Source organism: Streptomyces sp. NPDC060184, assembly GCF_042728795.1.
In the GTDB taxonomy this organism is placed as follows: Bacteria; Actinomycetota; Actinomycetes; order Streptomycetales; family Streptomycetaceae; genus Streptomyces.
The window spans coordinates 26842-48032 of sequence record NZ_JBHWYX010000030.1 but is presented as its reverse complement, the minus strand read 5'-3'; the positions used below and the strand labels follow the sequence as shown (position 1 = coordinate 48032).

20 protein-coding genes and 1 pseudogene are annotated in these 21191 nt (G+C 71.5%); 18 read left to right on the top strand and 3 right to left on the bottom strand.

Annotation, left to right across the window (positions count from 1 at the left end):
• Positions 1–16: 16 nt before the first annotated feature.
• Positions 17–748, bottom strand: coding sequence for a 3'-5' exonuclease (locus ACFWEE_RS20500; protein WP_386890924.1), 732 nt, complete (start codon positions 746–748; stop codon positions 17–19).
• Between the two features lie 238 nt (positions 749–986).
• Here ACFWEE_RS20500 and ACFWEE_RS20495 point away from each other — a divergent pair, with 238 nt between their 5' ends.
• The 3 genes from ACFWEE_RS20495 (at position 987) to thrS (ending at position 5014) form a co-directional block, all read left to right on the top strand.
• Complete coding sequence (locus ACFWEE_RS20495) at positions 987–1583, top strand: DUF4365 domain-containing protein (protein ID WP_386890922.1); 597 nt, start codon at positions 987–989, stop codon at positions 1581–1583.
• Positions 1583–2893 (top strand): hypothetical protein, encoded by a 1311-nt coding sequence (locus ACFWEE_RS20490; RefSeq protein ID WP_386890921.1) that lies wholly within the window; start codon positions 1583–1585, stop codon positions 2891–2893. Before ACFWEE_RS20495 ends, ACFWEE_RS20490 begins: the two co-directional genes overlap by 1 nt.
• Before the next feature lie 144 nt (positions 2894–3037).
• On the top strand, positions 3038–5014 hold the full coding sequence (gene thrS, locus ACFWEE_RS20485) for a threonine--tRNA ligase (protein WP_386890919.1): 1977 nt from the start codon (positions 3038–3040) through the stop codon (positions 5012–5014).
• Positions 5015–5056: 42 nt separating this feature from the next.
• Here thrS and ACFWEE_RS20480 read toward each other — a convergent pair whose 3' ends face one another.
• A complete protein-coding gene (locus ACFWEE_RS20480; RefSeq protein ID WP_386890917.1) occupies positions 5057–5776 on the bottom strand; it encodes a potassium channel family protein in 720 nt (239 codons plus the stop codon).
• Positions 5777–5843: 67 nt separating this feature from the next.
• On the opposite strand from ACFWEE_RS20480, the gene ACFWEE_RS20475 reads away from it, so the two are divergent.
• Positions 5844–6404, top strand: a complete 561-nt coding sequence (locus tag ACFWEE_RS20475; protein WP_386890916.1) for an HIT family protein — start codon at positions 5844–5846, stop codon at positions 6402–6404.
• A gap of 66 nt (positions 6405–6470) precedes the next feature.
• On the opposite strand, the gene ACFWEE_RS20470 is transcribed toward ACFWEE_RS20475, so the two are convergent.
• Positions 6471–8141, bottom strand: a complete 1671-nt coding sequence (locus ACFWEE_RS20470; protein WP_386890914.1) for a hypothetical protein — start codon at positions 8139–8141, stop codon at positions 6471–6473.
• A gap of 401 nt (positions 8142–8542) precedes the next feature.
• Between ACFWEE_RS20470 and pgsA the strand changes: the two genes are divergently transcribed.
• The 14 genes and pseudogenes from pgsA (at position 8543) to ACFWEE_RS20400 (ending at position 21188) form a co-directional block, all read left to right on the top strand.
• Positions 8543–9226 (top strand): phosphatidylinositol phosphate synthase, encoded by a 684-nt coding sequence (gene pgsA / locus ACFWEE_RS20465; RefSeq protein ID WP_386891005.1) that lies wholly within the window; start codon positions 8543–8545, stop codon positions 9224–9226.
• The gene (locus ACFWEE_RS20460; RefSeq protein WP_386890912.1) at positions 9223–10164 is read left to right on the top strand and encodes a phosphatidylinositol mannoside acyltransferase; all 942 of its coding nucleotides are present in this window, start codon (positions 9223–9225) and stop codon (positions 10162–10164) included. The genes pgsA and ACFWEE_RS20460 overlap by 4 nt, the downstream gene beginning before the upstream one ends.
• Positions 10161–11321 (top strand): annotated as a pseudogene (locus tag ACFWEE_RS20455) (glycosyltransferase family 4 protein); the annotation flags it as partial. The gene ACFWEE_RS20460 and the pseudogene ACFWEE_RS20455, both read left to right, overlap by 4 nt.
• A 142-nt stretch (positions 11322–11463) precedes the next feature.
• Positions 11464–12009 carry a hypothetical protein gene (locus ACFWEE_RS20450; RefSeq protein ID WP_386890910.1) on the top strand — a complete coding sequence of 182 codons (546 nt, stop codon included), beginning with the start codon at positions 11464–11466 and terminating at the stop codon, positions 12007–12009.
• A gap of 177 nt (positions 12010–12186) precedes the next feature.
• Complete coding sequence (gene pdxS / locus ACFWEE_RS20445; RefSeq protein ID WP_327174718.1) at positions 12187–13116, top strand: pyridoxal 5'-phosphate synthase lyase subunit PdxS; 930 nt, start codon at positions 12187–12189, stop codon at positions 13114–13116.
• Between the two features lie 6 nt (positions 13117–13122).
• A complete protein-coding gene (pdxT, locus tag ACFWEE_RS20440) occupies positions 13123–13725 on the top strand; it encodes a pyridoxal 5'-phosphate synthase glutaminase subunit PdxT (protein WP_386890908.1) in 603 nt (200 codons plus the stop codon).
• A 60-nt stretch (positions 13726–13785) separates the two neighbouring features.
• A complete protein-coding gene (locus ACFWEE_RS20435; RefSeq protein WP_386890906.1) occupies positions 13786–14541 on the top strand; it encodes a YebC/PmpR family DNA-binding transcriptional regulator in 756 nt (251 codons plus the stop codon).
• A 130-nt stretch (positions 14542–14671) separates the two neighbouring features.
• The gene (ruvC, locus tag ACFWEE_RS20430; RefSeq protein ID WP_386890904.1) at positions 14672–15205 is read left to right on the top strand and encodes a crossover junction endodeoxyribonuclease RuvC; all 534 of its coding nucleotides are present in this window, start codon (positions 14672–14674) and stop codon (positions 15203–15205) included.
• Positions 15202–15825, top strand: coding sequence for a Holliday junction branch migration protein RuvA (ruvA, locus tag ACFWEE_RS20425; RefSeq protein ID WP_386890902.1), 624 nt, complete (start codon positions 15202–15204; stop codon positions 15823–15825). The genes ruvC and ruvA overlap by 4 nt, the downstream gene beginning before the upstream one ends.
• 33 nt (positions 15826–15858) lie before the next feature.
• Complete coding sequence (ruvB, locus tag ACFWEE_RS20420; protein ID WP_386890900.1) at positions 15859–16953, top strand: Holliday junction branch migration DNA helicase RuvB; 1095 nt, start codon at positions 15859–15861, stop codon at positions 16951–16953.
• A gap of 167 nt (positions 16954–17120) precedes the next feature.
• Positions 17121–17570, top strand: a complete 450-nt coding sequence (yajC, locus tag ACFWEE_RS20415) for a preprotein translocase subunit YajC (RefSeq protein ID WP_386890898.1) — start codon at positions 17121–17123, stop codon at positions 17568–17570.
• Between the two features lie 150 nt (positions 17571–17720).
• Entirely contained in the window at positions 17721–19529 is a 1809-nt protein-coding gene (gene secD, locus ACFWEE_RS20410) for a protein translocase subunit SecD (RefSeq protein ID WP_386890896.1), read from the top strand.
• A 1-nt stretch (position 19530) separates the two neighbouring features.
• A complete protein-coding gene (gene secF / locus ACFWEE_RS20405; RefSeq protein ID WP_386890894.1) occupies positions 19531–20643 on the top strand; it encodes a protein translocase subunit SecF in 1113 nt (370 codons plus the stop codon).
• A complete protein-coding gene (locus ACFWEE_RS20400; protein WP_386890892.1) occupies positions 20640–21188 on the top strand; it encodes an adenine phosphoribosyltransferase in 549 nt (182 codons plus the stop codon). Before secF ends, ACFWEE_RS20400 begins: the two co-directional genes overlap by 4 nt.
• Positions 21189–21191: the final 3 nt, after the last annotated feature.

Sequence of the window (21191 nt, the reverse complement as noted above, 5' to 3'; positions counted from 1 at the left end):
AGGCGGGGCCGCCCGTTCACGCCGCGGCGGCCACCTCCGGACGCGGGCGCAGCGGCCACGCGGGGTCGACCCGCTCCGGGGTGCCGCTCCGGGCGAACCACGCCTCCAGCCCCCGCGCCTGCGCCGCGTGCCAGGCCACCTGGAGCGTGTGCAGCTCCGCCGGGCTCAGCCGCTCCAGCCGGGAGGTGAACCGCCGGCCCACGGCGCGCACCAGCTCCATCGAGGCCGCGGCGTCCGCCGCCGCGTCGTGCGCCCCGTCCAGCACCACCCCGTACAGCTCGCAGAGGTCGGTCAGAGTGCGGCGGCCCTTGCGGTAGCGGTCCAGCTGCTTGTCGAGCACCCGGGGATCGACCACGCACAGCGGCACGTGCTCCAGATAGTGCGTGAGCGAGGACGCCCGGTGCCGCTTCAGTTCGCGGTCCAGCAGCGTCAGGTCGAAGGGAGCGTTCATCACGACGAGCGGACGGCCCGTCGCGCACTGCTCGGCGAGCGACCGAGCGATCTCCTCCACCACCGGCGCCGGCCACCGGCCGTTGCGCTGCAGGTGGTCGTCGGTCAGTCCGTGGATCTCGGTCGCCCCGGGCGGCACCGGTATCCCCGGATTGATCAGCCAGCGGGTCACCCGGGCCCGCCCGCCTGCGGTGTCCTGGACGACCAGGGCGGCCGAAACGATCCGGTCCTCCTCGACGTCGACCCCCGTCGTCTCCGTGTCAAATGCGGCCAGCGGCCCCTCGAACCAGTGCATCATCCCCGAACTCCTCGCACCCGCACGGCAGATGGCGTGATGCCCCTGCCCGATATCGGTGATACCCGCAGTGTTTGCCTGATACGCCGTTTGCGGGCCGTCTCCTTCGGTGACAACACTTCTGACGGGAAAGGGAGTTGGCCGGTGCCGCTGCGCGGTGCCGGTCGTGGTGCCGGCCCCCGTCGGAGTTGAAGCACGCCCACGACCGGAGAACTGCACAGCCCGGAAGGCATACGGAGCCATGGCGCTCGCGCAGCCCGACCCGGGGAGCACCGCCCGTGCCGCGGACCGCGAGAGAGGTCTGCCGGCCGGGCGGACCGCCCCCCTGAGGGGCACCCTCGCCACCACCGCCTGCATGGAGACCCTTCAGGTGGGGTATCTCCACGCCGTGGCGGCAGCGGCCGGCTGCTCCCTCTCGCAGCCGTTTCCCGACAACGGCGTCGACTGGCACCTCAGCCACGGCGCCCCGGCCCACACCGTCGACGACGAAGTGACCGTCAAGGTGCAGCTCAAATGCACCTACCAGCTCCCGCCGCACCCCCGGGGCGGGACCTTTCCGTTCACCCTCGACAACGCCCACCTCGTGAAACTCGCCCGGACCCCCGTGTCCGTGCACCGCATCCTGGTCGTGATGATCGTGCCGCGCGCCCAGGACGACTGGCTCCGCGCCGGACACGACCGGCTCGACCTGCGGCACTGCTGCTACTGGATCAACCTGGCCGGCCACCCGGTGACCGGCCGGCTCAGGACAACCGTGCGCATCCCGACCTCGCGGATCTTCGACGACCGGGCGGTCTGCGAGATCATGGCCCGGGTCGGGGCGGGAGGGAGACCCTGATGCACCGGTCGATGGACGAACCCGTCGGCGGCGGGGCGGAGCAGGACCCCCGGGCCCACCCGGCCGAGATCCCGCAGGAGCGGCTCCTGCGGGCCGCGGGAGAAGCGGGCGAGGCCCCTGACCGGGGCGCGTCCGGCGCCCTGCCGGACCCGTCCGCCGTGGACCCCGCCGTCCTCGGCGCGCTCCTCGCCCGCCACGGCTGGTGCCTGCGCGGCGGCGCCGCCGGGCGCTACACCCGGTGGACCCCGCCCGGCCCGGCCGGCGGGCCCGCCAGCCTGCTGGTGCCCGCCACCGCCGCGTTCCCCGACAGCGAGGAACTGCTCGCGGAGGCGGTCGCGGCCCTCGCCCGCAGTGCCGAACCCTCCGCCCGGGACGTCCTCGTCGCCCTGGCCGTCCCCAGCGACGAGGTCCGCTGGCGGCGCGAGGTCCCCCAGGGGGCGCCGGCCGCCGCCGGGGCCGCCGGAGCGGCGGGCTGGGGAGAGGCGGAGGCGCTGCGCGCGGCGGCCCTGCGCGTCCTGCTGGCCGGCTCCCTCGCCGTACGCGGCCCGGCGGGCCACCACGGGGCCCGCCACCGCAGACGGGCCCGGGCCGCCCTGGACGACGTACTGATCGGCCCGGCCCCGGGCGGACGGCGGCTCACCGCCTTCCTCCCCGTCGCCTCCGGCCGCGCCGTCGCGGGGCGGCTCTACCGGGCGCTGCACGCCGCCCGCGAGGCCGTCGACTACCAGCGGGCCACCGGCCGCATGGAGGCCTTCGACGCCGCCGTCCCCGCCGGTGTCAGCCGTGAGCTGACCGAGGCCCTGATCGCCCTGGTCCGCGGCTCGGAGGGGGCCAGGATCACCGTCGACTGGGCGCCCGCCCGCGGTGCGCCCGACGACTGCCCTGCCCGCCCCGAACCCGTCGACTTCTCCCCGGGCGACCTCCCCGCGCTCCGGCTGGCCGGCACCCGCTACCGCCAGGAGGAGCCCTCCTTCCCGGTCCGGATCACGGGAGCCGTCGTACGGATGCGCCGCTCCGGACCGCGCGGCCCCGGGACCGTACGGCTGCGCGTCCTCGCGGGCGCCGAGGTGGCGCACGTGCGGGTCGAGCTGGACGAGGAGGCGTACCGCATCGCCGGGCACGCCCACCTCGTCGGGCTGCCGCTGCGGGTGGAGGGGGTGCTGGAGAGCCGGGGCGGTTTCCGGCGCCTCACCGGCGCCACCCAGGTCGCGCCGGTCCAGGTCGACGAGGCGGAGCGCGACCGGCTGATGAAGGCGCTCCAGGAGAACCTCGACTGGTTCGAGGAGGCGTGCGCGGGGGACGAGGCGTAGCTCCCGTACGGGCCGCCGCCCCGGACCGAGGGGCCGTCGTCCGTCGCGGGAGAAGAACGCAATGTGAATTAGGTAGCCCGTCTCGGTACGATCCCTGGAGCACGCGCAAGCAATGCGGTGCGCCCCCTGAGTCAGGAGAGACCGGTGTCAGACGTCCGTGTGATCATCCATCGCGATTCCGAGCGGGAAGAGCACGTGGTGACGACGGGCACGACGGCCGCGGAGCTCTTCCCCGGACAGCGCTCGGTCGTCGCCGCCCGCGTCGACGGCGAGCTGCGCGACCTCGCCCACGTCCTCCAGGACGGCGAGAGCGTCGAGCCCGTGGAGATCTCCTCCGAGGACGGCCTCAACATCCTGCGCCACTCCACCGCGCACGTGATGGCCCAGGCCGTGCAGGAGCTCTTCCCGGAGGCCAAGCTCGGCATCGGCCCGCCGGTCAAGGACGGCTTCTACTACGACTTCGACGTCGAGAAGCCGTTCACGCCCGAGGACCTCAAGGCCATCGAGAAGAAGATGCAGGAGATCCAGAAGCGCGGCCAGCGCTTCTCCCGCCGCGTCGTCACCGACGAGGCCGCCCGCGAGGAGCTGGCCGCCGAGCCGTACAAGCTGGAGCTCATCGGCATCAAGGGCTCGGCCTCGTCCGACGACGGCGCCGACGTCGAGGTGGGCGGCGGCGAGCTGACCATCTACGACAACCTGGACGCCAAGACCGGCGACCTGTGCTGGAAGGACCTCTGCCGCGGTCCGCACCTGCCGACCACCCGGTTCATCCCGGCGTTCAAGCTGATGCGCAACGCCGCCGCGTACTGGCGCGGCAGCGAGAAGAACCCGATGCTCCAGCGCATCTACGGCACCGCGTGGCCCACCAAGGAAGAGCTCAAGGCGCACCTGGAGTTCCTGGAGGAGGCCGCCAAGCGCGACCACCGCAAGCTCGGCAACGAGCTGGACCTCTTCTCCTTCCCCGACGAGATCGGTCCCGGTCTCGCCGTCTTCCACCCCAAGGGCGGCATCATCCGCCGGGCGATGGAGGACTACTCGCGGCGCCGCCACGAGGAGGAGGGCTACGAGTTCGTCTACAGCCCGCACGCCACCAAGGGCAAGCTCTTCGAGAAGTCCGGCCACCTGGACTGGTACGCCGACGGCATGTACCCCCCCATGCAGCTCGACGACGGGGTGGACTACTACCTCAAGCCGATGAACTGCCCGATGCACAACCTGATCTTCGACGCGCGCGGCCGTTCCTACCGTGAACTCCCGCTTCGTCTCTTCGAGTTCGGCACGGTCTACCGGTACGAGAAGTCCGGCGTGGTGCACGGCCTGACCCGCTCGCGCGGCTTCACCCAGGACGACGCGCACATCTACTGCACCAAGGAGCAGATGGCCGAGGAGCTGGACCGCACGCTCACCTTCGTGCTGAACCTGCTCCGCGACTACGGCCTGACCGACTTCTACCTGGAGCTCTCCACCAAGGACCCGGAGAAGTTCGTCGGCTCGGACGAGATCTGGGAAGAGGCCACCGAGACGCTGCGCCAGGTCGCCGAGAAGCAGGGGCTGCCCCTGGTCCCGGACCCGGGCGGCGCCGCCTTCTACGGCCCGAAGATCTCCGTGCAGTGCAAGGACGCCATCGGCCGCACCTGGCAGATGTCGACCGTGCAGCTCGACTTCAACCTGCCGGAGCGCTTCGACCTGGAGTACACCGGCCCGGACGGCACCAAGCAGCGCCCGGTCATGATCCACCGCGCCCTGTTCGGTTCCATCGAGCGCTTCTTCGCGGTGCTCCTGGAGCACTACGCGGGTGCTTTCCCGGTCTGGCTCGCGCCCGTCCAGGCGGTCGGCATCCCGATCGGCGACGCCCACATCCCGTACCTCCAGGAGTTCGCCGCCACGGCGCGCAAGCAGGGGCTGCGGGTCGAGGTGGACGCGTCCTCCGACCGGATGCAGAAGAAGATCCGCAACCAGCAGAAGGCCAAGGTCCCCTTCATGATCATCGCGGGTGACGAGGACATGGCCAACGGCGCCGTCTCCTTCCGCTACCGCGACGGTTCGCAGGAGAACGGCATCCCAGTCGACGAGGCCATCGCCAAGATCGCCAAGGCCGTCGAGGACCGCGTCCAGGTCTGACGGTTCCGCGTTCCGGCTCACGAGTACGGCCCCCGGCAGGCGTCAGCCCACCGGGGGCCGTTCCTCGTCCTCCCGCCGGAACACCTGGAGCAGCCACGACGAGAAGGACCCCGTCACCGCCCCCAGCAGCGCAAGACCGCAGGCCATCAGCCCCGCCGCGACGACCCGGCCCTCCGGGGTGACCGGCACCGCGTCCCCGTAGCCCACCGTCGTCAGCGTCGCGCACGCCCACCAGACCGCGTCGCCGAACGTGACGATGCTGGCGCCCGGCGCGGTGTGCTCCACGTGGTAGACGGTGAGCGCGGCGGTGACGCCGAGCAGGACCGCGGAGAGCCCGGCGTACGACATCACGCGGGCGTAAAGGCTCAGCCGCGGCTCGGCCCGGCGCTGCTGGACCGCCGTGTACACCTTCACCACGCGCAACGGCCGCAGCAGCGGCATCACCAGCACCAGGGTGTCCAGCCAGTGCGACCGAACGAAGCGGTGGCCCTGGCCGCTGAGCCGCACGCGCACGGCGTAGTCCACGACGAAGAGCGCCCAGGTCCCGTACACCAGCGCCAGCCCCACGTCCGGCCACGGCTCGCGGTCCCGGCCGGCCAGCACGTGGAGCGCGTACCCCGCGAGGAAGAACAGCGAGGCGATCGCCATGGGCACCTCCGCACGCGCCTCCCACCGGCCGAGCCGGGTCGCCGGGAGGGAAGGGGCGGAGCGGTCGCCCGTGGGGGCGGGGCGGTCGCTCGGGGGCTCGGGGCGGTCGCTCATGGCCGCAAGCATCCCGCCGCCGCCCGGGGCCGGGCCCCGGCGACACGCACGGCGGGGGTGACGCCATATGCTGAACCGCATGACGAGTGAGCCCGAGCAGCAGATCGGAGTGGGGACGCCCGACGCGTTCCAGCGCCTGTGGACCCCCCACCGGATGGCCTACATCCAGGGTGAGAACAAGCCGAGCGGCCCCGGCGCCGACGACGGCTGTCCGTTCTGTACGATCCCGTCCAAATCGGACGTGGACGGGCTCATCGTGGCACGCGGCGCACACGTCTACGCGGTGCTCAACCTCTACCCGTACACCGGCGGCCACCTCATGGTCGTGCCCTACCGGCACGTCGCCGACTACACCGAGCTCGACGGCCCGGAGACGCTCGAACTCGCCGACTTCACCAAGAGGGCGATGGTCGCGCTCCGCGCGGCCTCCGGGGCGCACGGCTTCAACATCGGCATGAACCAGGGCGCCGTCGCCGGGGCCGGCATCGCCGCGCACCTGCACCAGCACCTCGTACCGCGCTGGGGCGGCGACACCAACTTCATGCCCGTGGTGGGCCACACCAAGGTGCTCCCGCAGCTCCTCGGCGACACCCGCGCGCTGCTGGCCGACGCCTGGCCGGCCGCCTGACCGACCGCGCACGAGGAGGAGGGGCGCCCCGGCCGGGGCGCCCCTCCTCCTCCGTCCGCACCGGACTCAGGCGTCGTAGGAGTCGGCCTTCTTCGGCGCCGCGTCCTGGACCGCGCCGCTCAGCGACATCGAGCGGCTGCTGAAGCGCTCCGTGTCCACGCCGTTCTCCTTCAGCACCCGCAGCGCCGCCGAGTGGACCACCCGCAGCACCGGGGTGGCGGCGCGCAGCGCGTCGTCCGCCATGAAGCGGTGGTTCCACGGCTGCGAGGCCCAGGCGTGCCGCATTCCGAAGGGCTCCGGCAGGCTGATCTTGCCGCCGAGGTAGTCCAGCAGCGGCGGATACCAGGTCAGCGGGGCGCGCAGCGCGAGGCGGACCACCTCCTCCGGCTCGACCAGCGGCAGGTTGATCTTGCGGGTCTCCCAGAAGCGGACCGTCTTGTTGACCGTCTTCGTCTTCGCCGCCGGCTTCGAGAAGAAGAGCGAGTGGACCGGACCCAGCGCGTGCCCGGTGACCTCGATGCGCAGCGTCTCGTGGAGCACCGTCACCGTGATCATCATCGTCAGCACCAACTGGCCGTCCCAGAGCGTGAACTGCACGCCCAGGTAGTGCCGGGCGCCGCTGCCGAACTGCTGGTGGTTGCAGATGCGCTGTATCTCGTGCGGCTTGACCTGGAAGGTCGCCACGTCCTCGCCCGCCGGACGGGAGACCGAGTCCGCGTTCTCGCCCACCGGGGAGACGATCCAGTGCTTCACCGAGGGCTTCGGGAAACCACCGCTGTTCAGCGGGCCGCGCTCCAGCATCTGCAACTGGTCGTGGATCGCGCGGATCACGTCCCAGCTGCGGAACTGGTGGAATTCCTTGGTGGGGTCGGCCGAGACCAGCTCCTCCGCCAACTGCCAGCTGCCCCACCGGGTCCCCATGCCGAGAATGCCCTTGGGGCCCGCGTAGAAGACCGAGTTCGACTGCTGCTCGGCCGCGAGCTTCTCCAGCGACTGGCGCAGCGCCTCACGGGCGGTCTCGTTCGGGTTCTTCGGCACCGCGTCCGGGATCTTGGCGCTGATCCCGCCGCCCGAGAGCAGCCCCTCCCAGCGGACCCGCATGTCCTTCGCCGAGTTCTCCGCGATCCGCTTGGCGATCAGCCAGCCGACCACCGGGGCGACGATCGCCCCGCGCAGATAGAGGCCCAGGAACCCGCCGACCGGCAGCGCGATCAGTGCCACCACCGCCAGACCGCCGATGACGACCAGCACGACCGTGCCCAGCGCCTTGAACGCCGAGTCCTTCGACTTGTCGAGGGCGTCCCGCAGCCGGAAGGCGATGATCCACAGCAGCAGCCCGGGCAGGAACAGCACCCCGCACACCAGCGTCACCAGGGTCAGCCGGGTGTCGCGCTCCTTGCGCAGCCGGGACGCCGACAAGCAGTGCTCCACGACGGTCTGCGGGTCCATCCCGAACGACTGGATCAACGCTCCGCGCGCGCCGCCCAAGGTGCGCTCCTGGACCGCGCGCGAGAACGCCTCGCCCAGATTGGGCTTGAAGTAGTTGGCCTTGAAGAACTTCGAAGAACCCGCCGACACCGAGGACTTGTGCCACTCGTTGTCCGCCTTGAGGATCTCCTCCACCGGGCTGTCCCGGTACGCGGCCGAGGCCAGGGCGTTCGTGGCCACCGCCCCGGCGCTCGCGCCCTGGATCGGGATCTGCGCTCCGGGAGAAAAGTCGAATCCGTCGCTGGCCACCGTTCGCCCCCACTCGCCGCATTGTCCGCTCCTGCGGGTGTGCCCAACTACCGTACGCGGCACACCTTCTGAGCTGCGCCCACAGCGTAGCGTCCGAACGCCCCCACCGCCCGTCACCGAGAGCGGCGCCGGGGTGATTGCGACGACGCGCCGTCCGAGCGCCCCCCGGGCCGCACCCGACGGCGGTCGTCGGGCGGGCGGAATCCGGCGGGGTGCGTCGCACCGCGGCGTACCGCACCGGACACCGGCCCCCGGTCCGGCGAGCAGGGGCGGACACGGCCCGGCGACGCGCAGGGAGTGCGGGACGGGTGCCCGTCCGATGGACCGGCCGCGTGGTGACTACGATGGGCCAGCCGGTGGCCGAAGGGGTCGCACGGCCCACCGACCCCTCAGGGAAGGCCATGCTGAACAAGTACGCGCGTGCGTTTTTCACGCGTGTCCTCACGCCGTTCGCCGCTCTGCTGCTCCGCCTCGGGGTCAGTCCCGACGCGGTCACCCTGATCGGCACGGCCGGAGTGATGGCCGGTGCGCTCGTCTTCTTCCCCATGGGGGAATTCTTCTGGGGCACCATCGTCATCACCGTCTTCGTCTTCTCGGACCTGGTCGACGGGAACATGGCACGCCAGGCCGGGATCTCCAGCCGCTGGGGCGCGTTCCTCGACTCGACGCTCGACCGGGTCGCCGACGGCGCCATCTTCGGCGGCTTCGCCCTCTGGTACGCGGGCAACGGCGACAACGACATCATGTGCGCGGTGGCGATCTTCTGCCTCGCCAGCGGCCAGGTCGTCTCGTACACCAAGGCCCGCGGTGAGTCGATCGGCCTGCCCGTCGCCGTCAACGGCCTCGTCGAGCGCGCCGAACGCCTGGTGATCTCGCTGGTCGCCGCCGGCCTCGCCGGACTCCACGGCTTCGGCGTCCCCGGCATCCAGATCCTGCTCCCGATCGCGCTGTGGATCGTCGCGGCGGGCAGCCTGGTGACCCTCGTCCAGCGCGTGGTCACCGTGCGCCGCGAGTCCGCCGAGGCGGACGCGGCGGCTGCCGCGGAAGCGGGCACGGCGGGTCGGGGGACCGAGGACGGCCGGTGAGCGCACCCGGCACCGACCTCAGGGAACGACTGACCGACGGGCTCTACGGGCTCGGCTGGGGCGCGGTGAAGAAGCTGCCCGAACCGGTCGCCCGCGCCCTCTTCCGTACCCTCGCCGACCAGGTGTGGAAGCGGCGGGGCAAGAGCGTGCTGCGGCTGGAGTCGAACCTCGCCCGCGTCGTCCCCGACGCCTCCGAGGCCCGGCTCGCCGAACTCTCCCGGGCCGGGATGCGCTCGTACATGCGCTACTGGATGGAGTCGTTCCGGCTGCCCGCCTGGAGCCCGGAGCAGATCAGGGAACGCATCGACGTCACCGACGCCCACCTCCTCACCGAAGGCCTGGACGCCGGACGCGGAGTCGTCCTCGCCCTGCCGCACCTCGGGAACTGGGACCTGGCCGGAGCCTGGGTCACCACCGACCTCAAGGTCCCCTTCACCACGGTCGCCGAACGCCTCAAGCCCGAGACCCTCTACGACCGCTTCGTCGCCTACCGCGAGAGCCTCGGCATGGAGGTGCTGCCGCACAGCGGCGGCGCCGCCTTCGGCACGCTGGCCCGCCGGCTGCGCGCGGGCGGCCTCGTCTGCCTGGTCGCCGACCGGGACCTGTCCGCCTCCGGCGTGGAGGTCGACTTCTTCGGCGCCCGCGCCCGGATGCCCGCCGGTCCGGCGCTGCTGGCCCAGCAGACCGGGGCGCTCCTGCTCCCCGTGACGCTCGGTTTCGACGACACCCCCGTCATGCGGGCCCGGGTCCACCCGCCCGTCGCGGTGCCCGAGGAGGGCACCCGGGCCGAGCGGACCGCCGCCATGACCCAGGCCCTCGCCGACGCCTTCGCCGAAGGCATCGCCGCCCACCCGGAGGACTGGCACATGCTGCAACGGCTCTGGCTCGACGACCTCGACACCGCGGGCGGCACGGCCGAGGGGACGAAGGCCCCGTGAAGATCGGCATCGTCTGCCCGTACTCCTGGGACGTCCCCGGCGGTGTGCAGTTCCACATCAGGGACCTCGCGGACCACCTGATCCGGCTCGGCCACGAGGTCTCCGTTCTCGCCCCGGCCGACGACGACACCCCGCTGCCGCCGTTCGTCGTCTCGGCGGGCCGGGCCGTGCCGGTCCCGTACAACGGCTCGGTGGCCCGCCTCAACTTCGGCTTCCTCTCGGCGGCCCGGGTGCGCCGCTGGCTGCACGACGGCACCTTCGACGTCATCCACATCCACGAGCCGGCCTCGCCGTCGCTGGGGCTGCTCGCCTGCTGGGCGGCGCAGGGGCCGATCGTCGCCACCTTCCACACCTCCAACCCGCGCTCGCGCGCCATGATCGCCGCGTACCCGATCCTCCAGCCCGCGCTGGAGAAGATCAGCGCCCGCATCGCGGTGAGCGAGTACGCGCGCCGGACCCTGGTCGAGCACCTCGGCGGCGACGCCGTGGTCATCCCCAACGGCGTCGACGTCGCCTTCTTCGCCGACGCGGAGCCGAAGCCCGAGTGGCAGGGCGGCACCCTCGGCTTCGTCGGCCGCATCGACGAGCCGCGCAAGGGCCTGCCGGTCCTCATGAAGGCGCTGCCCGCGATCCTCGCCGCCCACCCCGGCACCCGGCTGCTGGTGGCCGGCAGGGGCGACGAGGAGGAGGCCGTCGCGTCGCTCCCCGAGGAGATGCGCTCCCGCGTCGAGTTCCTGGGCATGGTCAGCGACGAGGACAAGGCCCGGCTGCTGTCCAGCGTCGACGTGTACGTCGCCCCGAACACCGGCGGCGAGAGCTTCGGGATCATCCTCGTGGAGGCGCTGTCGGCGGGGGCCGCGGTGCTCGCCAGCGACCTCGACGCGTTCGCCCAGGTGCTGGACCACGGCACGGCCGGCGACCTCTTCGCCAACGAGGACGCCGACGCGCTGGCCGCGGCGGCGATCCGGCTGCTCGGCGATCCGGAGCGGCGGGCCGGACTCAGCGAGCGGGGGAGCGCGCACGTGCGCCGCTTCGACTGGTCGACCGTCGGCGCCGACATCCTCGCGGTGTACGAGACGGTGGCCGACGGCGCCGCGTCCGTGGCGGCCGACGAACGCGCGACCGGGCTGCGGGCACGCTTCGGGCTCGTCCGGGACCGGGACGCGGTCCAGCCCAGGGACCGCGACGCCTCCCAGCCGTTCGGGCCGGCGGGGGACTGAGGGAGCCGGCGGGGGCGGCCGGTCCGGGCCCGCGCCGGCCGGTCGGGGCGGATGCCGGGCGACGGTAGCCTTTGCGCCCGTGACCGCAACCTTGATCTGGACCGTCGTCGCACTCGTCGCGATCGGCCTGTACCTCAGCTGGACCGCCGGGCGCCTGGACCGGCTGCACGCGCGGATCGACGCCGCCCGGGCCGCCCTGGACGCGCAGTTGCTGCGCCGCGCCTCGGTCACCCAGGAGGTGGCCACCTCCGGTCTCCTGGACCCCGCCGCCTCCCTCGTCCTGTACGAGGCCGCGCACGCCTCCCGCCAGGCGGAGGAGGACCACCGCGAGGTCGCCGAGAGCGAGCTGAGCGCCGCCCTGCGCGCGGTCTTCGGCGAGAGCGCCCAGGTGGAGTCCGTACGGGAGGCCCGGGGCGGCGAGGAGGCGGCGGACGAACTGGCCGCCGCCGTACGCCGGGTCCCGATGGCGCGGCGCTTCCACAACGACGCGGTGCGCGCCGCGCGGGCCCTGCGCTCGCACCGCACGGTGCGCTGGTTCCGGCTGGCCGGGCACGCGCCCTTCCCGCTCGCCTTCGAGATGGACGACACCCCGCCCCCCGCGCTGGCCGACCGCCCGGGCACCTGAGCGGGGACGCGGGGGCCTCCGGGCCGGCGCGGGGGGCGGCGACGCGTGGGTGGCGACGCGTCGGCGGGCGGTCCAAAACGATCCACCGCCTCCTCATTGGCCCTTGCTGTGGACTGGTCGTGGGGCGTTTGCTCGGCGGTGCAGGAAACCCGTAGTCCTTTCACCGAGTGAGGTCCCGTGTCCACGCTTCCCAGCACCCCGCAGTCCGCAGTGTCCGCCGGTTCTCCCGCGACCGGCACCGCCCGCGTCAAGCGCGGCATGGCCGAGCAGCTCAAGGGCGGCGTGATCATGGACGTCGTCGACGCCGAGCAGGCGAAGATCGCCGAGGACGCGGGCGCGGTGGCCGTGATGGCCCTGGAGCGCGTGCCGGCCGACATCCGCAAGGACGGCGGCGTGGCCCGGATGTCCGACCCCAACATGATCGAGGAGATCATCGGGGCCGTCTCCATCCCCGTCATGGCCAAGTCCCGCATCGGCCACTTCGTGGAGGCCCAGGTCCTCCAGTCCCTCGGCGTCGACTACATCGACGAGTCCGAGGTCCTCACCCCGGCCGACGAGGTCAACCACAGCGACAAGTTCGCCTTCACCACCCCGTTCGTCTGCGGCGCCACCAACCTGGGCGAGGCCCTGCGCCGTATCGCCGAGGGCGCCGCGATGATCCGTTCCAAGGGCGAGGCCGGCACCGGCAACGTCGTGGAGGCCGTCCGCCACCTGCGCCAGATCAAGAACGAGATCGCCCGGCTGCGCGGCTACGACAACAACGAGCTGTACGCCGCCGCCAAGGAGCTGCGCGCCCCGTACGAGCTGGTCAAGGAGGTCGCCGAGCTCGGCAAGCTCCCCGTGGTGCTCTTCTCCGCCGGTGGTGTCGCCACCCCCGCCGACGCCGCGCTGATGCGCCAGCTCGGCGCCGAGGGCGTCTTCGTCGGCTCCGGCATCTTCAAGTCGGGCGACCCGGCCAAGCGCGCCGCCGCCATCGTGAAGGCCACCACCTTCTACGACGACCCCAAGGTCATCGCGGACGCCTCCCGCAACCTGGGCGAGGCCATGGTCGGCATCAACTGCGACACGCTGCCCGAGACCGAGCGCTACGCCAACCGCGGCTGGTAACCCCCGATGAGCGACACACCCGTGATCGGGGTCCTCGCCCTCCAGGGCGACGTTCGCGAACACCTGATCGCCCTGGCCTCGGCGGACGCCCTGGCCAGGCCGGTCCGGCGCCCCGAGGAACTCGCCGGGGTCGACGGTCTCGTCATCCCCGGCGGTGAATCCACCACCATGTCCAAGCTCGCCGTGCTCTTCGGCATGATGGAGCCGCTGCGCGAGCGGGTACGGGCGGGCATGCCGGTCTACGGCACCTGCGCGGGCATGATCATGCTTGCCGACAAGATCCTTGACCCGCGCGCGGGCCAGGAGACCGTCGGCGGGATCGACATGATCGTGCGCCGCAACGCCTTCGGCCGCCAGAACGAATCCTTCGAGGCCTCGGTCACCGTGCGGGGCATCGAGGAGAGTGCGGACGGACCGGTGGAAGGCGTGTTCATCCGGGCGCCCTGGGTGGAATCCGTGGGCGCCTCGGTGGAGGTGCTGGCCGAACACCGCGGGCACATTGTCGCGGTACGGCAGAAAAACGCCCTGGCGACTTCGTTCCACCCGGAATTGACCGGCGACCACCGGGTCCACGCCCTCTTCGTCGAGATGGTGCGCGCAGTGCTCTGACCGATCCCGGTAGGATCTCTCGGGTTCGGATCGATTTTGGTGACGCGAAGGAGAAGGCAGATGTCCGGCCACTCTAAATGGGCTACGACGAAGCACAAGAAGGCCGTGGTTGACGCCAAGCGCGGCAAGCTCTTCGCGAAGCTGATCAAGAACATCGAGGTCGCGGCCCGCTCCGGCGGCGTGGACCCCGACGGCAACCCGACGCTCGTCGACGCCATCCAGAAGGCGAAGAAGAGCTCGGTCCCGAACAAGAACATCGACTCCGCGGTCAAGCGCGGCGGCGGTCTCGAAGCCGGCGGCGCCGACTACGAGACGATCATGTACGAGGGCTACGGCCCCAACGGTGTCGCGGTGCTCATCGAGTGCCTCACCGACAACCGCAACCGCGCCGCCTCGGACGTGCGCGTGGCGATGACCCGCAACGGCGGCTCCATGGCCGACCCGGGCTCCGTCTCGTACCTGTTCAACCGCAAGGGCGTCGTCAACCTGCCCAAGGGCGAACTGACCGAGGACGACGTGCTGGGCGCCGTGCTCGACGCGGGTGCCGAAGAGGTCAACGACCTCGGCGACACCTTCGAGGTCGTCAGCGAGGCCACCGACATGGTCGCGGTCCGCACCGCGCTCCAGGAGGCGGGCATCGACTACGACTCCGCCGAGGCCAGCTTCCTGCCGACCATGCAGGTCGAGCTCGACGAAGAGGGCGCCCGCAAGATCTTCAAGCTCATCGACGCGCTGGAGGACAGCGACGACGTGCAGAACGTCTTCGCCAACTTCGACGTCTCGGACGAGGTCATGGAGAAGGTCGACGCCGCCTGATCCGGTCCACCCGGAAGCGGTACGCGGCACGGGCCGACGGGGACACACCCCCGTCGGCCCGTCGCGTTGTCAGAGCCGCCCGATAGCCTGCCAGAACAGTTGACCGAGCGGTGAGGACAGGGGGCGTACCGTGCGCGTACTCGGTGTGGACCCGGGGCTGACCCGGTGCGGAGTCGGCGTCGTCGAAGGCGTCGCGGGCCGCCCGCTGACCATGATCGGCGTCGGCGTGGTGCGCACCCCGCCCGAAGCCGAGCTCGGCGACCGCCTGGTCGCGGTCGAGCGCGGCATCGAGCAGTGGCTCGACGAACACCGCCCCGAATACGTCGCCGTCGAGCGCGTGTTCAGCCAGCACAACGTCCGTACGGTGATGGGCACCGCCCAGGCCAGCGCGGTCGCCATGCTCTGCGCGGCCCGGCGCGGCATCCCCGTCGCCCTGCACACCCCCAGTGAGGTCAAGGCCGCCGTCACCGGCTCCGGACGCGCCGACAAGGCACAGGTCGGCGCGATGGTCACCCGGCTGCTCCGGCTCGACGCCCCGCCCAGACCCGCCGACGCCGCCGACGCCCTCGCGCTCGCGATCTGCCACATCTGGCGGGCCCCCGCGCAGAACCGGCTCCAGCAGGCCGTCGCCGCCCATCGCACGCTGAAAGGCCGCACCGCATGATCGCCTTCCTCTCCGGCCCGGTGGCCGCCCTCTCCCCGGCCACGGCCGTCATCGAGGTCGGCGGCATCGGCATGGCCGTCCAGTGCGCCCCGCGCACCCTGGCCGATCTCCGGATCGGCCAGCAGGCCAGGCTCGCCACCTCCCTCGTCGTGCGCGAGGACTCCCTCACGCTCTACGGCTTCGCCGACGACGACGAGCGCCAGGTCTTCGAACTGCTCCAGACCGCCAGCGGAGTCGGCCCCCGGCTCGCCCAGGCCATGCTCGCCACCCACAGCCCCGACGCGCTCCGCCAGGCCGTCTCCACCGGCGACGAGAAGGCCCTGATGGCGGTCTCCGGCATCGGCAAGAAGGGCGCCCAGAAGCTTCTGCTGGAGCTCAAGGACCGGCTCGGCGCCCCCCGCGGCGCCCACATCGGCCAGCAGGCCCCCGCCGCGGCCGTCGCCGACTGGCGCGAGCAGCTCCAGGCCGCCCTGATCGGCCTCGGCTACGCCGCCCGGGAGGCGGACGACGCGGTCTCGGCCGTCGCCCCGCAGGCCGAGGCGGCCCTCGCGGACGGCGTCCGGCCCCCCGTGCCGCAGCTGCTGCGCGCCGCTCTCCAGACCCTCAACCGCACCCGCTGACCCGGCGCCGACCCCCGAGGCAGGACTGACCCGATGAACTGGGACGAGACCGGACCCGACACCGACGAGCGGGCGGCCGACGCGGCGGCGGCGTACGACGACCGGCTGGTCACCGGCGTCGCCGACGGCGAGGACACCGCCGTCGAAGCCGCCCTGCGCCCCAAGGACCTCGACGAGTTCGTGGGCCAGGAGAAGGTCCGCGAACAGCTCGACCTCGTCCTCAAGGCCGCCCGTGCCCGGGGTGCCACCGCCGACCACGTGCTGCTCTCCGGGGCGCCCGGTCTCGGCAAGACCACTCTTTCGATGGTCATCGCCGCGGAGATGAACGCGCCCATCCGGATCACCTCCGGGCCCGCCATCCAGCACGCGGGCGACCTCGCCGCGATCCTCTCCTCCCTCCAGGAGGGCGAGGTGCTCTTCCTGGACGAGATCCACCGCATGTCCCGGCCCGCCGAGGAGATGCTCTACATGGCGATGGAGGACTTCCGCGTCGACGTCATCGTCGGCAAGGGCCCCGGCGCCACCGCCATCCCCCTCGAACTGCCGCCCTTCACCCTGGTCGGCGCCACCACCCGGGCCGGCCTGCTGCCGCCCCCGCTGAGGGACCGTTTCGGCTTCACCGGGCACATGGAGTTCTACGCTCCCGCCGAACTGGAGCGCGTCCTCCACCGCTCCGCCGGACTCCTCGACGTGGCCATCGACACCGCGGGCGCCGCCGAGATCGCCGGCCGCTCCCGGGGCACCCCCCGCATCGCCAACCGCCTGCTGCGCCGGGTCCGCGACTACGCCCAGGTCAAGGCGGACGGCGTGATCGACCGGGACGTCGCCGCCGCGGCCCTCCAGGTGTACGAAGTCGACGCCCGCGGACTCGACCGCCTCGACCGGGCCGTCCTCGGCGCCCTGCTGAAGCTCTTCGGCGGCGGTCCCGTCGGCCTCTCCACCCTCGCGGTCGCGGTGGGGGAGGAGCGCGAGACGGTCGAGGAGGTCGCCGAGCCCTTCCTCGTACGCGAAGGACTGCTGGCTCGCACCCCGCGCGGAAGGGTGGCCACACCGGCCGCCTGGGCCCATCTGGGACTCGTTCCGCCGCAGCACGGAGCAAAGGGACAAGCGGGCCTCTTCGGGGCGTGATGCGTCACAGCTTGACCATTTGCGGAACCGGGGTGCGATGCTGGGCGTTGTTCCAGCGATGCGGACTCGCTTAGACTCCGCCGATGCCGCCCTTAAAGGTCGGTGTACCCACCCCCGTAGATACAGGCCGCATTTTTCAGCGCGGTCGTGCGAAGGAAATCCGTCCTGTGAGCATCCAACTCCTTCTCCCTGTCATCCTGATCTTCGGCGTCATGTTCATGATGACCCGGTCCCAAAAGAAGAAGCAGGAGGCCGCGCTGCAGATGCGCAACGAGATGCAGCCGGGGACCGGCGTCCGCACGATCGGTGGCATGTACGCCACGGTCAAGGAGATCCAGGAGGACACCGTCCTCCTGGAGGTCGCTCCCGGCGTCCACGCGGTCTACGCGAAGAACGCCGTCGGCGCCGTCCTGGACGACGCGGAGTACAACCGCATCGTCCACGGCGACACCGAGGAGCTCGACTCCCCGAGCGTTCCGGACGACGCCTCCTCGATCACCGACGGTGACGAGAAGATCGATCTGGAGAAGAAGTCCGCAGCCGACGACTCCGACGCCGAGGCGAAGGACGTCGAGGCGAAGGACGCCAAGGACGAAGGCGACACCGGCGCGAAGTAGTCGCACGGCACGGGGACACCGCCCACCCGCACGGGGCGCGGCGGTCTCCCCGGAACGTCCGGTCTTCTGCGGGGGCGGGTCCCCACAACACTTCGTGGCCGCTCGGGCGCGCACCCGGCGCGGAGCGGTTGGACAGGGAGAAACGAAAAGGTGGCAGCACCGAAGAAGGGCCGAGGGCCGGCCGGTGGCGGTCAGGGAAGGCCGGGGCGTTCCCTGGCTCTCATCCTGATCGTCATGGTCGCGCTCGCTGGCGGGATGTTCCTGTCCGGCCACACCACTCCGAGACTGGGCATCGACCTGGCGGGCGGAACCTCGATCACGCTCCAGGCCAAGAGCCAGCCCGGCAAGCCGGACGCGATCAACGAGACCAACATGAACACCGCGGTCGGCATCATCGAGCGCCGTGTCAACGGTCTCGGCGTGTCCGAGGCCGAGGTTCAGACCCAGGGCTCCAGCAACATCATCGTGAACATCCCGAAGGGGACCAACTCCGAGCAGGCCCGGAAGCAGGTCGGTACGACCGCCCAGCTGTTCTTCCGGCCCGTTCTGACCGTCGAGGCCAGTGGCTCCGACGCCACCCCCTCGGCCTCCGCCACCCCCTCGGGCAGCGCCTCGCCGAGCGCTTCGGCGTCGGCTTCCGCGAAGGCCACGGACGGCGAGACGGCCAAGGACAGCGGGACGTCCGACTCCTCGGCCTCGCCCTCGCCGAGCGCCACCACCCAGGGCCGCGCCGTCACCGGAGCGCTGACCGAGGACGCCACCCCGAGCGCCTCGGCCTCCGCCGGGGCGACCGCCGCCACGGACGACGCCGCCGCGACCGACACCGCGTCGCCGAGCGCCTCCACCGACCCGGCGACCGCGAAGCTCCAGGCCGAGTTCGCCGCGCTCGACTGCTCCGACCCGAAGCAGCGCGCCGCCGCCGGCCAGGACGCCAAGGAGACGGACACGATCGTCGCCTGCGGTTCCAACACCCCGGGCAGCTACGAGAAGTACGTCCTCGGCCCGGCCGAGGTCTCCGGCGGCGACGTCGACAACGCCCAGGGCGCCATCGACCAGAGCACCGGCCAGTGGATCGTCTCGATGGAGTTCACCTCCAAGGGCGCCAAGAAGTTCAACAAGATCACGTCGACGCTGGCCCAGCAGACCTCGCCGATGAACCAGTTCGCGATCGTCCTCGACGGCGAAGTGGTCTCCGCTCCCTCGGTCGCCAGCGCGCTCAGCGCCAACGCCCAGATCTCGGGCAGCTTCACCCAGCAGGAGGCCGAGGACCTCGGCAACATCCTGTCCTACGGTGCCCTGCCGCTGACCTTCAAGGAGGCGAGCGTCACCACGGTGACCGCCGCCCTCGGCGGTGAGCAGCTCCAGGCCGGCCTGATCGCCGGTGCCATCGGTCTGGCGCTGGTCGTCATCTACCTGGTGGCGTACTACCGCGGCCTCGCGACCATCGCTCTGCTGAGCCTCCTGGTCTCGGGCATCCTCACGTACACGATCATGGCCCTGCTCGGCCCGGCCATCGGCTTCGCGCTGAACCTGCCGGCGGTCTGCGGAGCCATCGTGGCCATCGGCATCACCGCCGACTCGTTCATCGTGTACTTCGAACGAGTGAGAGACGAGATCCGTGAGGGACGCACCCTGCGGCCCGCCATCGAGCGTGCCTGGCCGCGCGCCCGGCGCACCATCCTGGTCTCCGACTTCGTGTCGTTCCTCGCCGCCGCCGTGCTCTTCGTGGTCACCGTCGGCAAGGTCCAGGGCTTCGCGTTCACGCTCGGCCTCACCACCGTGCTCGACGTCGTCGTGGTGTTCTTCTTCACCAAGCCGGTCATGACGCTGATGGGCCGGACGAAGTTCTTCTCCAGCGGTCACCCGTGGTCCGGGCTGGACCCGAAGCGGCTCGGCGCCAAGCCGCCGCTGCGCCGCTCGCGTCGTGTCAACTCCTCCACCGACCCGAAGGAGGCGTGAGATGTCGCGACTCGGCAGCATCGGCGCCCGGCTCTACCGAGGCGAGCTCGGCTACGACTTCATTGGTAAGCGCAAGATCTGGTACGGCATCTCGATCCTGATCACCATCACGGCCATCCTCGGCCTGGCGGTCGGCGGCCTGAACATGGGCATCGAGTTCAAGGGCGGCGCGGTCTTCACGACCGACACCAAGGCCAAGATCTCCACCTCCCAGGCCCAGGAAGCGGCGGTCAGCGCCTCCGGCCACGAGGCGATCGTGCAGGAGCTCGGCAACGGCGGTCTGCGCATCCAGATCACCGAGGTCGACACCGCCAAGGCCGACGGCATCAAGAACCAGCTCTCCGACGACCTCGGCATCCCCGCGTCGAAGATCAACGCCGACCTGGTCGGCCCGAGCTGGGGCGAGCAGATCGCCAACAAGGCCTGGACCGGCCTCGGGATCTTCATGGTCCTCGTGGTGGTCTACCTGGCCATCGCCTTCGAGTGGCGGATGGCCGTCGCCGCCCTCGTGGCGCTGATCCACGACATCACCATCACGGTCGGTGTCTACGCCCTGGTCGGCTTCGAGGTCACCCCGGGCACCGTGATCGGTCTGCTCACCATCCTCGGTTACTCCCTCTACGACACGGTCGTCGTCTTCGACTCCCTCAAGGAGGGCCAGAAGGGGATCACCAAGCAGACCCGCTTCACGTACAGCGAGATCGCCAACAAGTCGATCAACAGCACGCTGGTGCGTTCCATCAACACCACCGTGGTCGCGCTCCTCCCCGTCGCCGGCCTGCTCTTCATCGGCGGCGGCGTCCTCGGCGCCGGCATGCTGAACGACATCTCGCTGTCGCTCTTCGTCGGCCTCGCGGCCGGCGCGTACTCCTCGATCTTCATCGCCACGCCGCTCGTGACCGACCTCAAGGAGCGCGAGCCGCAGATGAAGGCGCTCACCAAGCGCGTTCTCGCCAAGCGGGCCGCCGCGGCGGCCAAGGGCGAGTCCGAGGAGAACGACGAGCCGCAGGACACCGTCACCGCGGGCGCCGGAGCCGGCTCCTCCGCCTCGGTGATCGGGCAGCGTCGCGAGACCGGTGGCAGCACCGGCCGCGGTCAGGGGAAGCACCGATGACCAGCACCGAATCCGTCCGGGAGCTGCTGCTCAGCCGCATCCGCGACGTACCCGACTACCCGAAGCCGGGCGTCCTCTTCAAGGACATCACCCCGCTGCTCGCGGACCCGGTCGCCTTCTCGGCGCTGACCGACGTCCTCGCGGAACTGTGCGTCAAGCACGGCGCCACCCGGATCGTCGGCCTCGAAGCGCGCGGGTTCATCCTCGCCGCGCCCGTCGCCGTCCGGGCCGGGCTCGGCTTCATCCCCGTACGCAAGGCCGGGAAGCTGCCCGGAGCGACCCTCCGCCAGGCCTACGACCTGGAGTACGGCACCGCCGAGATCGAGGTGCACGCCGAGGACATCACCGCCGACGACCGGATCATGGTCATCGACGACGTCCTCGCCACCGGCGGCACCGCCGAAGCCTCGCTGGAGCTCATCCGGCGGGCGGGCGCGGAGGTCGCGGGCGTCGCGGTTCTCATGGAGCTCGGTTTCCTCGACGGGCGGAGCCGTCTGGAGCCCGCCCTCCAGGGTGCTCCGCTGGAGGCACTGATCACCGTCTGATCA

Coding starts and splice junctions, on each gene's coding strand:
- ACFWEE_RS20480 (WP_386890917.1), bottom strand. CDS start 5,776: ATGAGCGACCGCCCCGAGCCCCCGAGCGACCGCCCCGCCCCCACGGGC.
- ACFWEE_RS20500 (WP_386890924.1), bottom strand. CDS start 748: ATGATGCACTGGTTCGAGGGGCCGCTGGCCGCATTTGACACGGAGACG.
- secF (WP_386890894.1), top strand. CDS start 19,531: ATGTCGCGACTCGGCAGCATCGGCGCCCGGCTCTACCGAGGCGAGCTC.
- ruvA (WP_386890902.1), top strand. CDS start 15,202: ATGATCGCCTTCCTCTCCGGCCCGGTGGCCGCCCTCTCCCCGGCCACG.
- pdxT (WP_386890908.1), top strand. CDS start 13,123: ATGAGCGACACACCCGTGATCGGGGTCCTCGCCCTCCAGGGCGACGTT.
- ACFWEE_RS20475 (WP_386890916.1), top strand. CDS start 5,844: ATGCTGAACCGCATGACGAGTGAGCCCGAGCAGCAGATCGGAGTGGGG.
- ACFWEE_RS20490 (WP_386890921.1), top strand. CDS start 1,583: ATGCACCGGTCGATGGACGAACCCGTCGGCGGCGGGGCGGAGCAGGAC.
- ACFWEE_RS20400 (WP_386890892.1), top strand. CDS start 20,640: ATGACCAGCACCGAATCCGTCCGGGAGCTGCTGCTCAGCCGCATCCGC.
- ACFWEE_RS20435 (WP_386890906.1), top strand. CDS start 13,786: ATGTCCGGCCACTCTAAATGGGCTACGACGAAGCACAAGAAGGCCGTG.
- ACFWEE_RS20495 (WP_386890922.1), top strand. CDS start 987: ATGGCGCTCGCGCAGCCCGACCCGGGGAGCACCGCCCGTGCCGCGGAC.
- pgsA (WP_386891005.1), top strand. CDS start 8,543: ATGCTGAACAAGTACGCGCGTGCGTTTTTCACGCGTGTCCTCACGCCG.
- ruvB (WP_386890900.1), top strand. CDS start 15,859: ATGAACTGGGACGAGACCGGACCCGACACCGACGAGCGGGCGGCCGAC.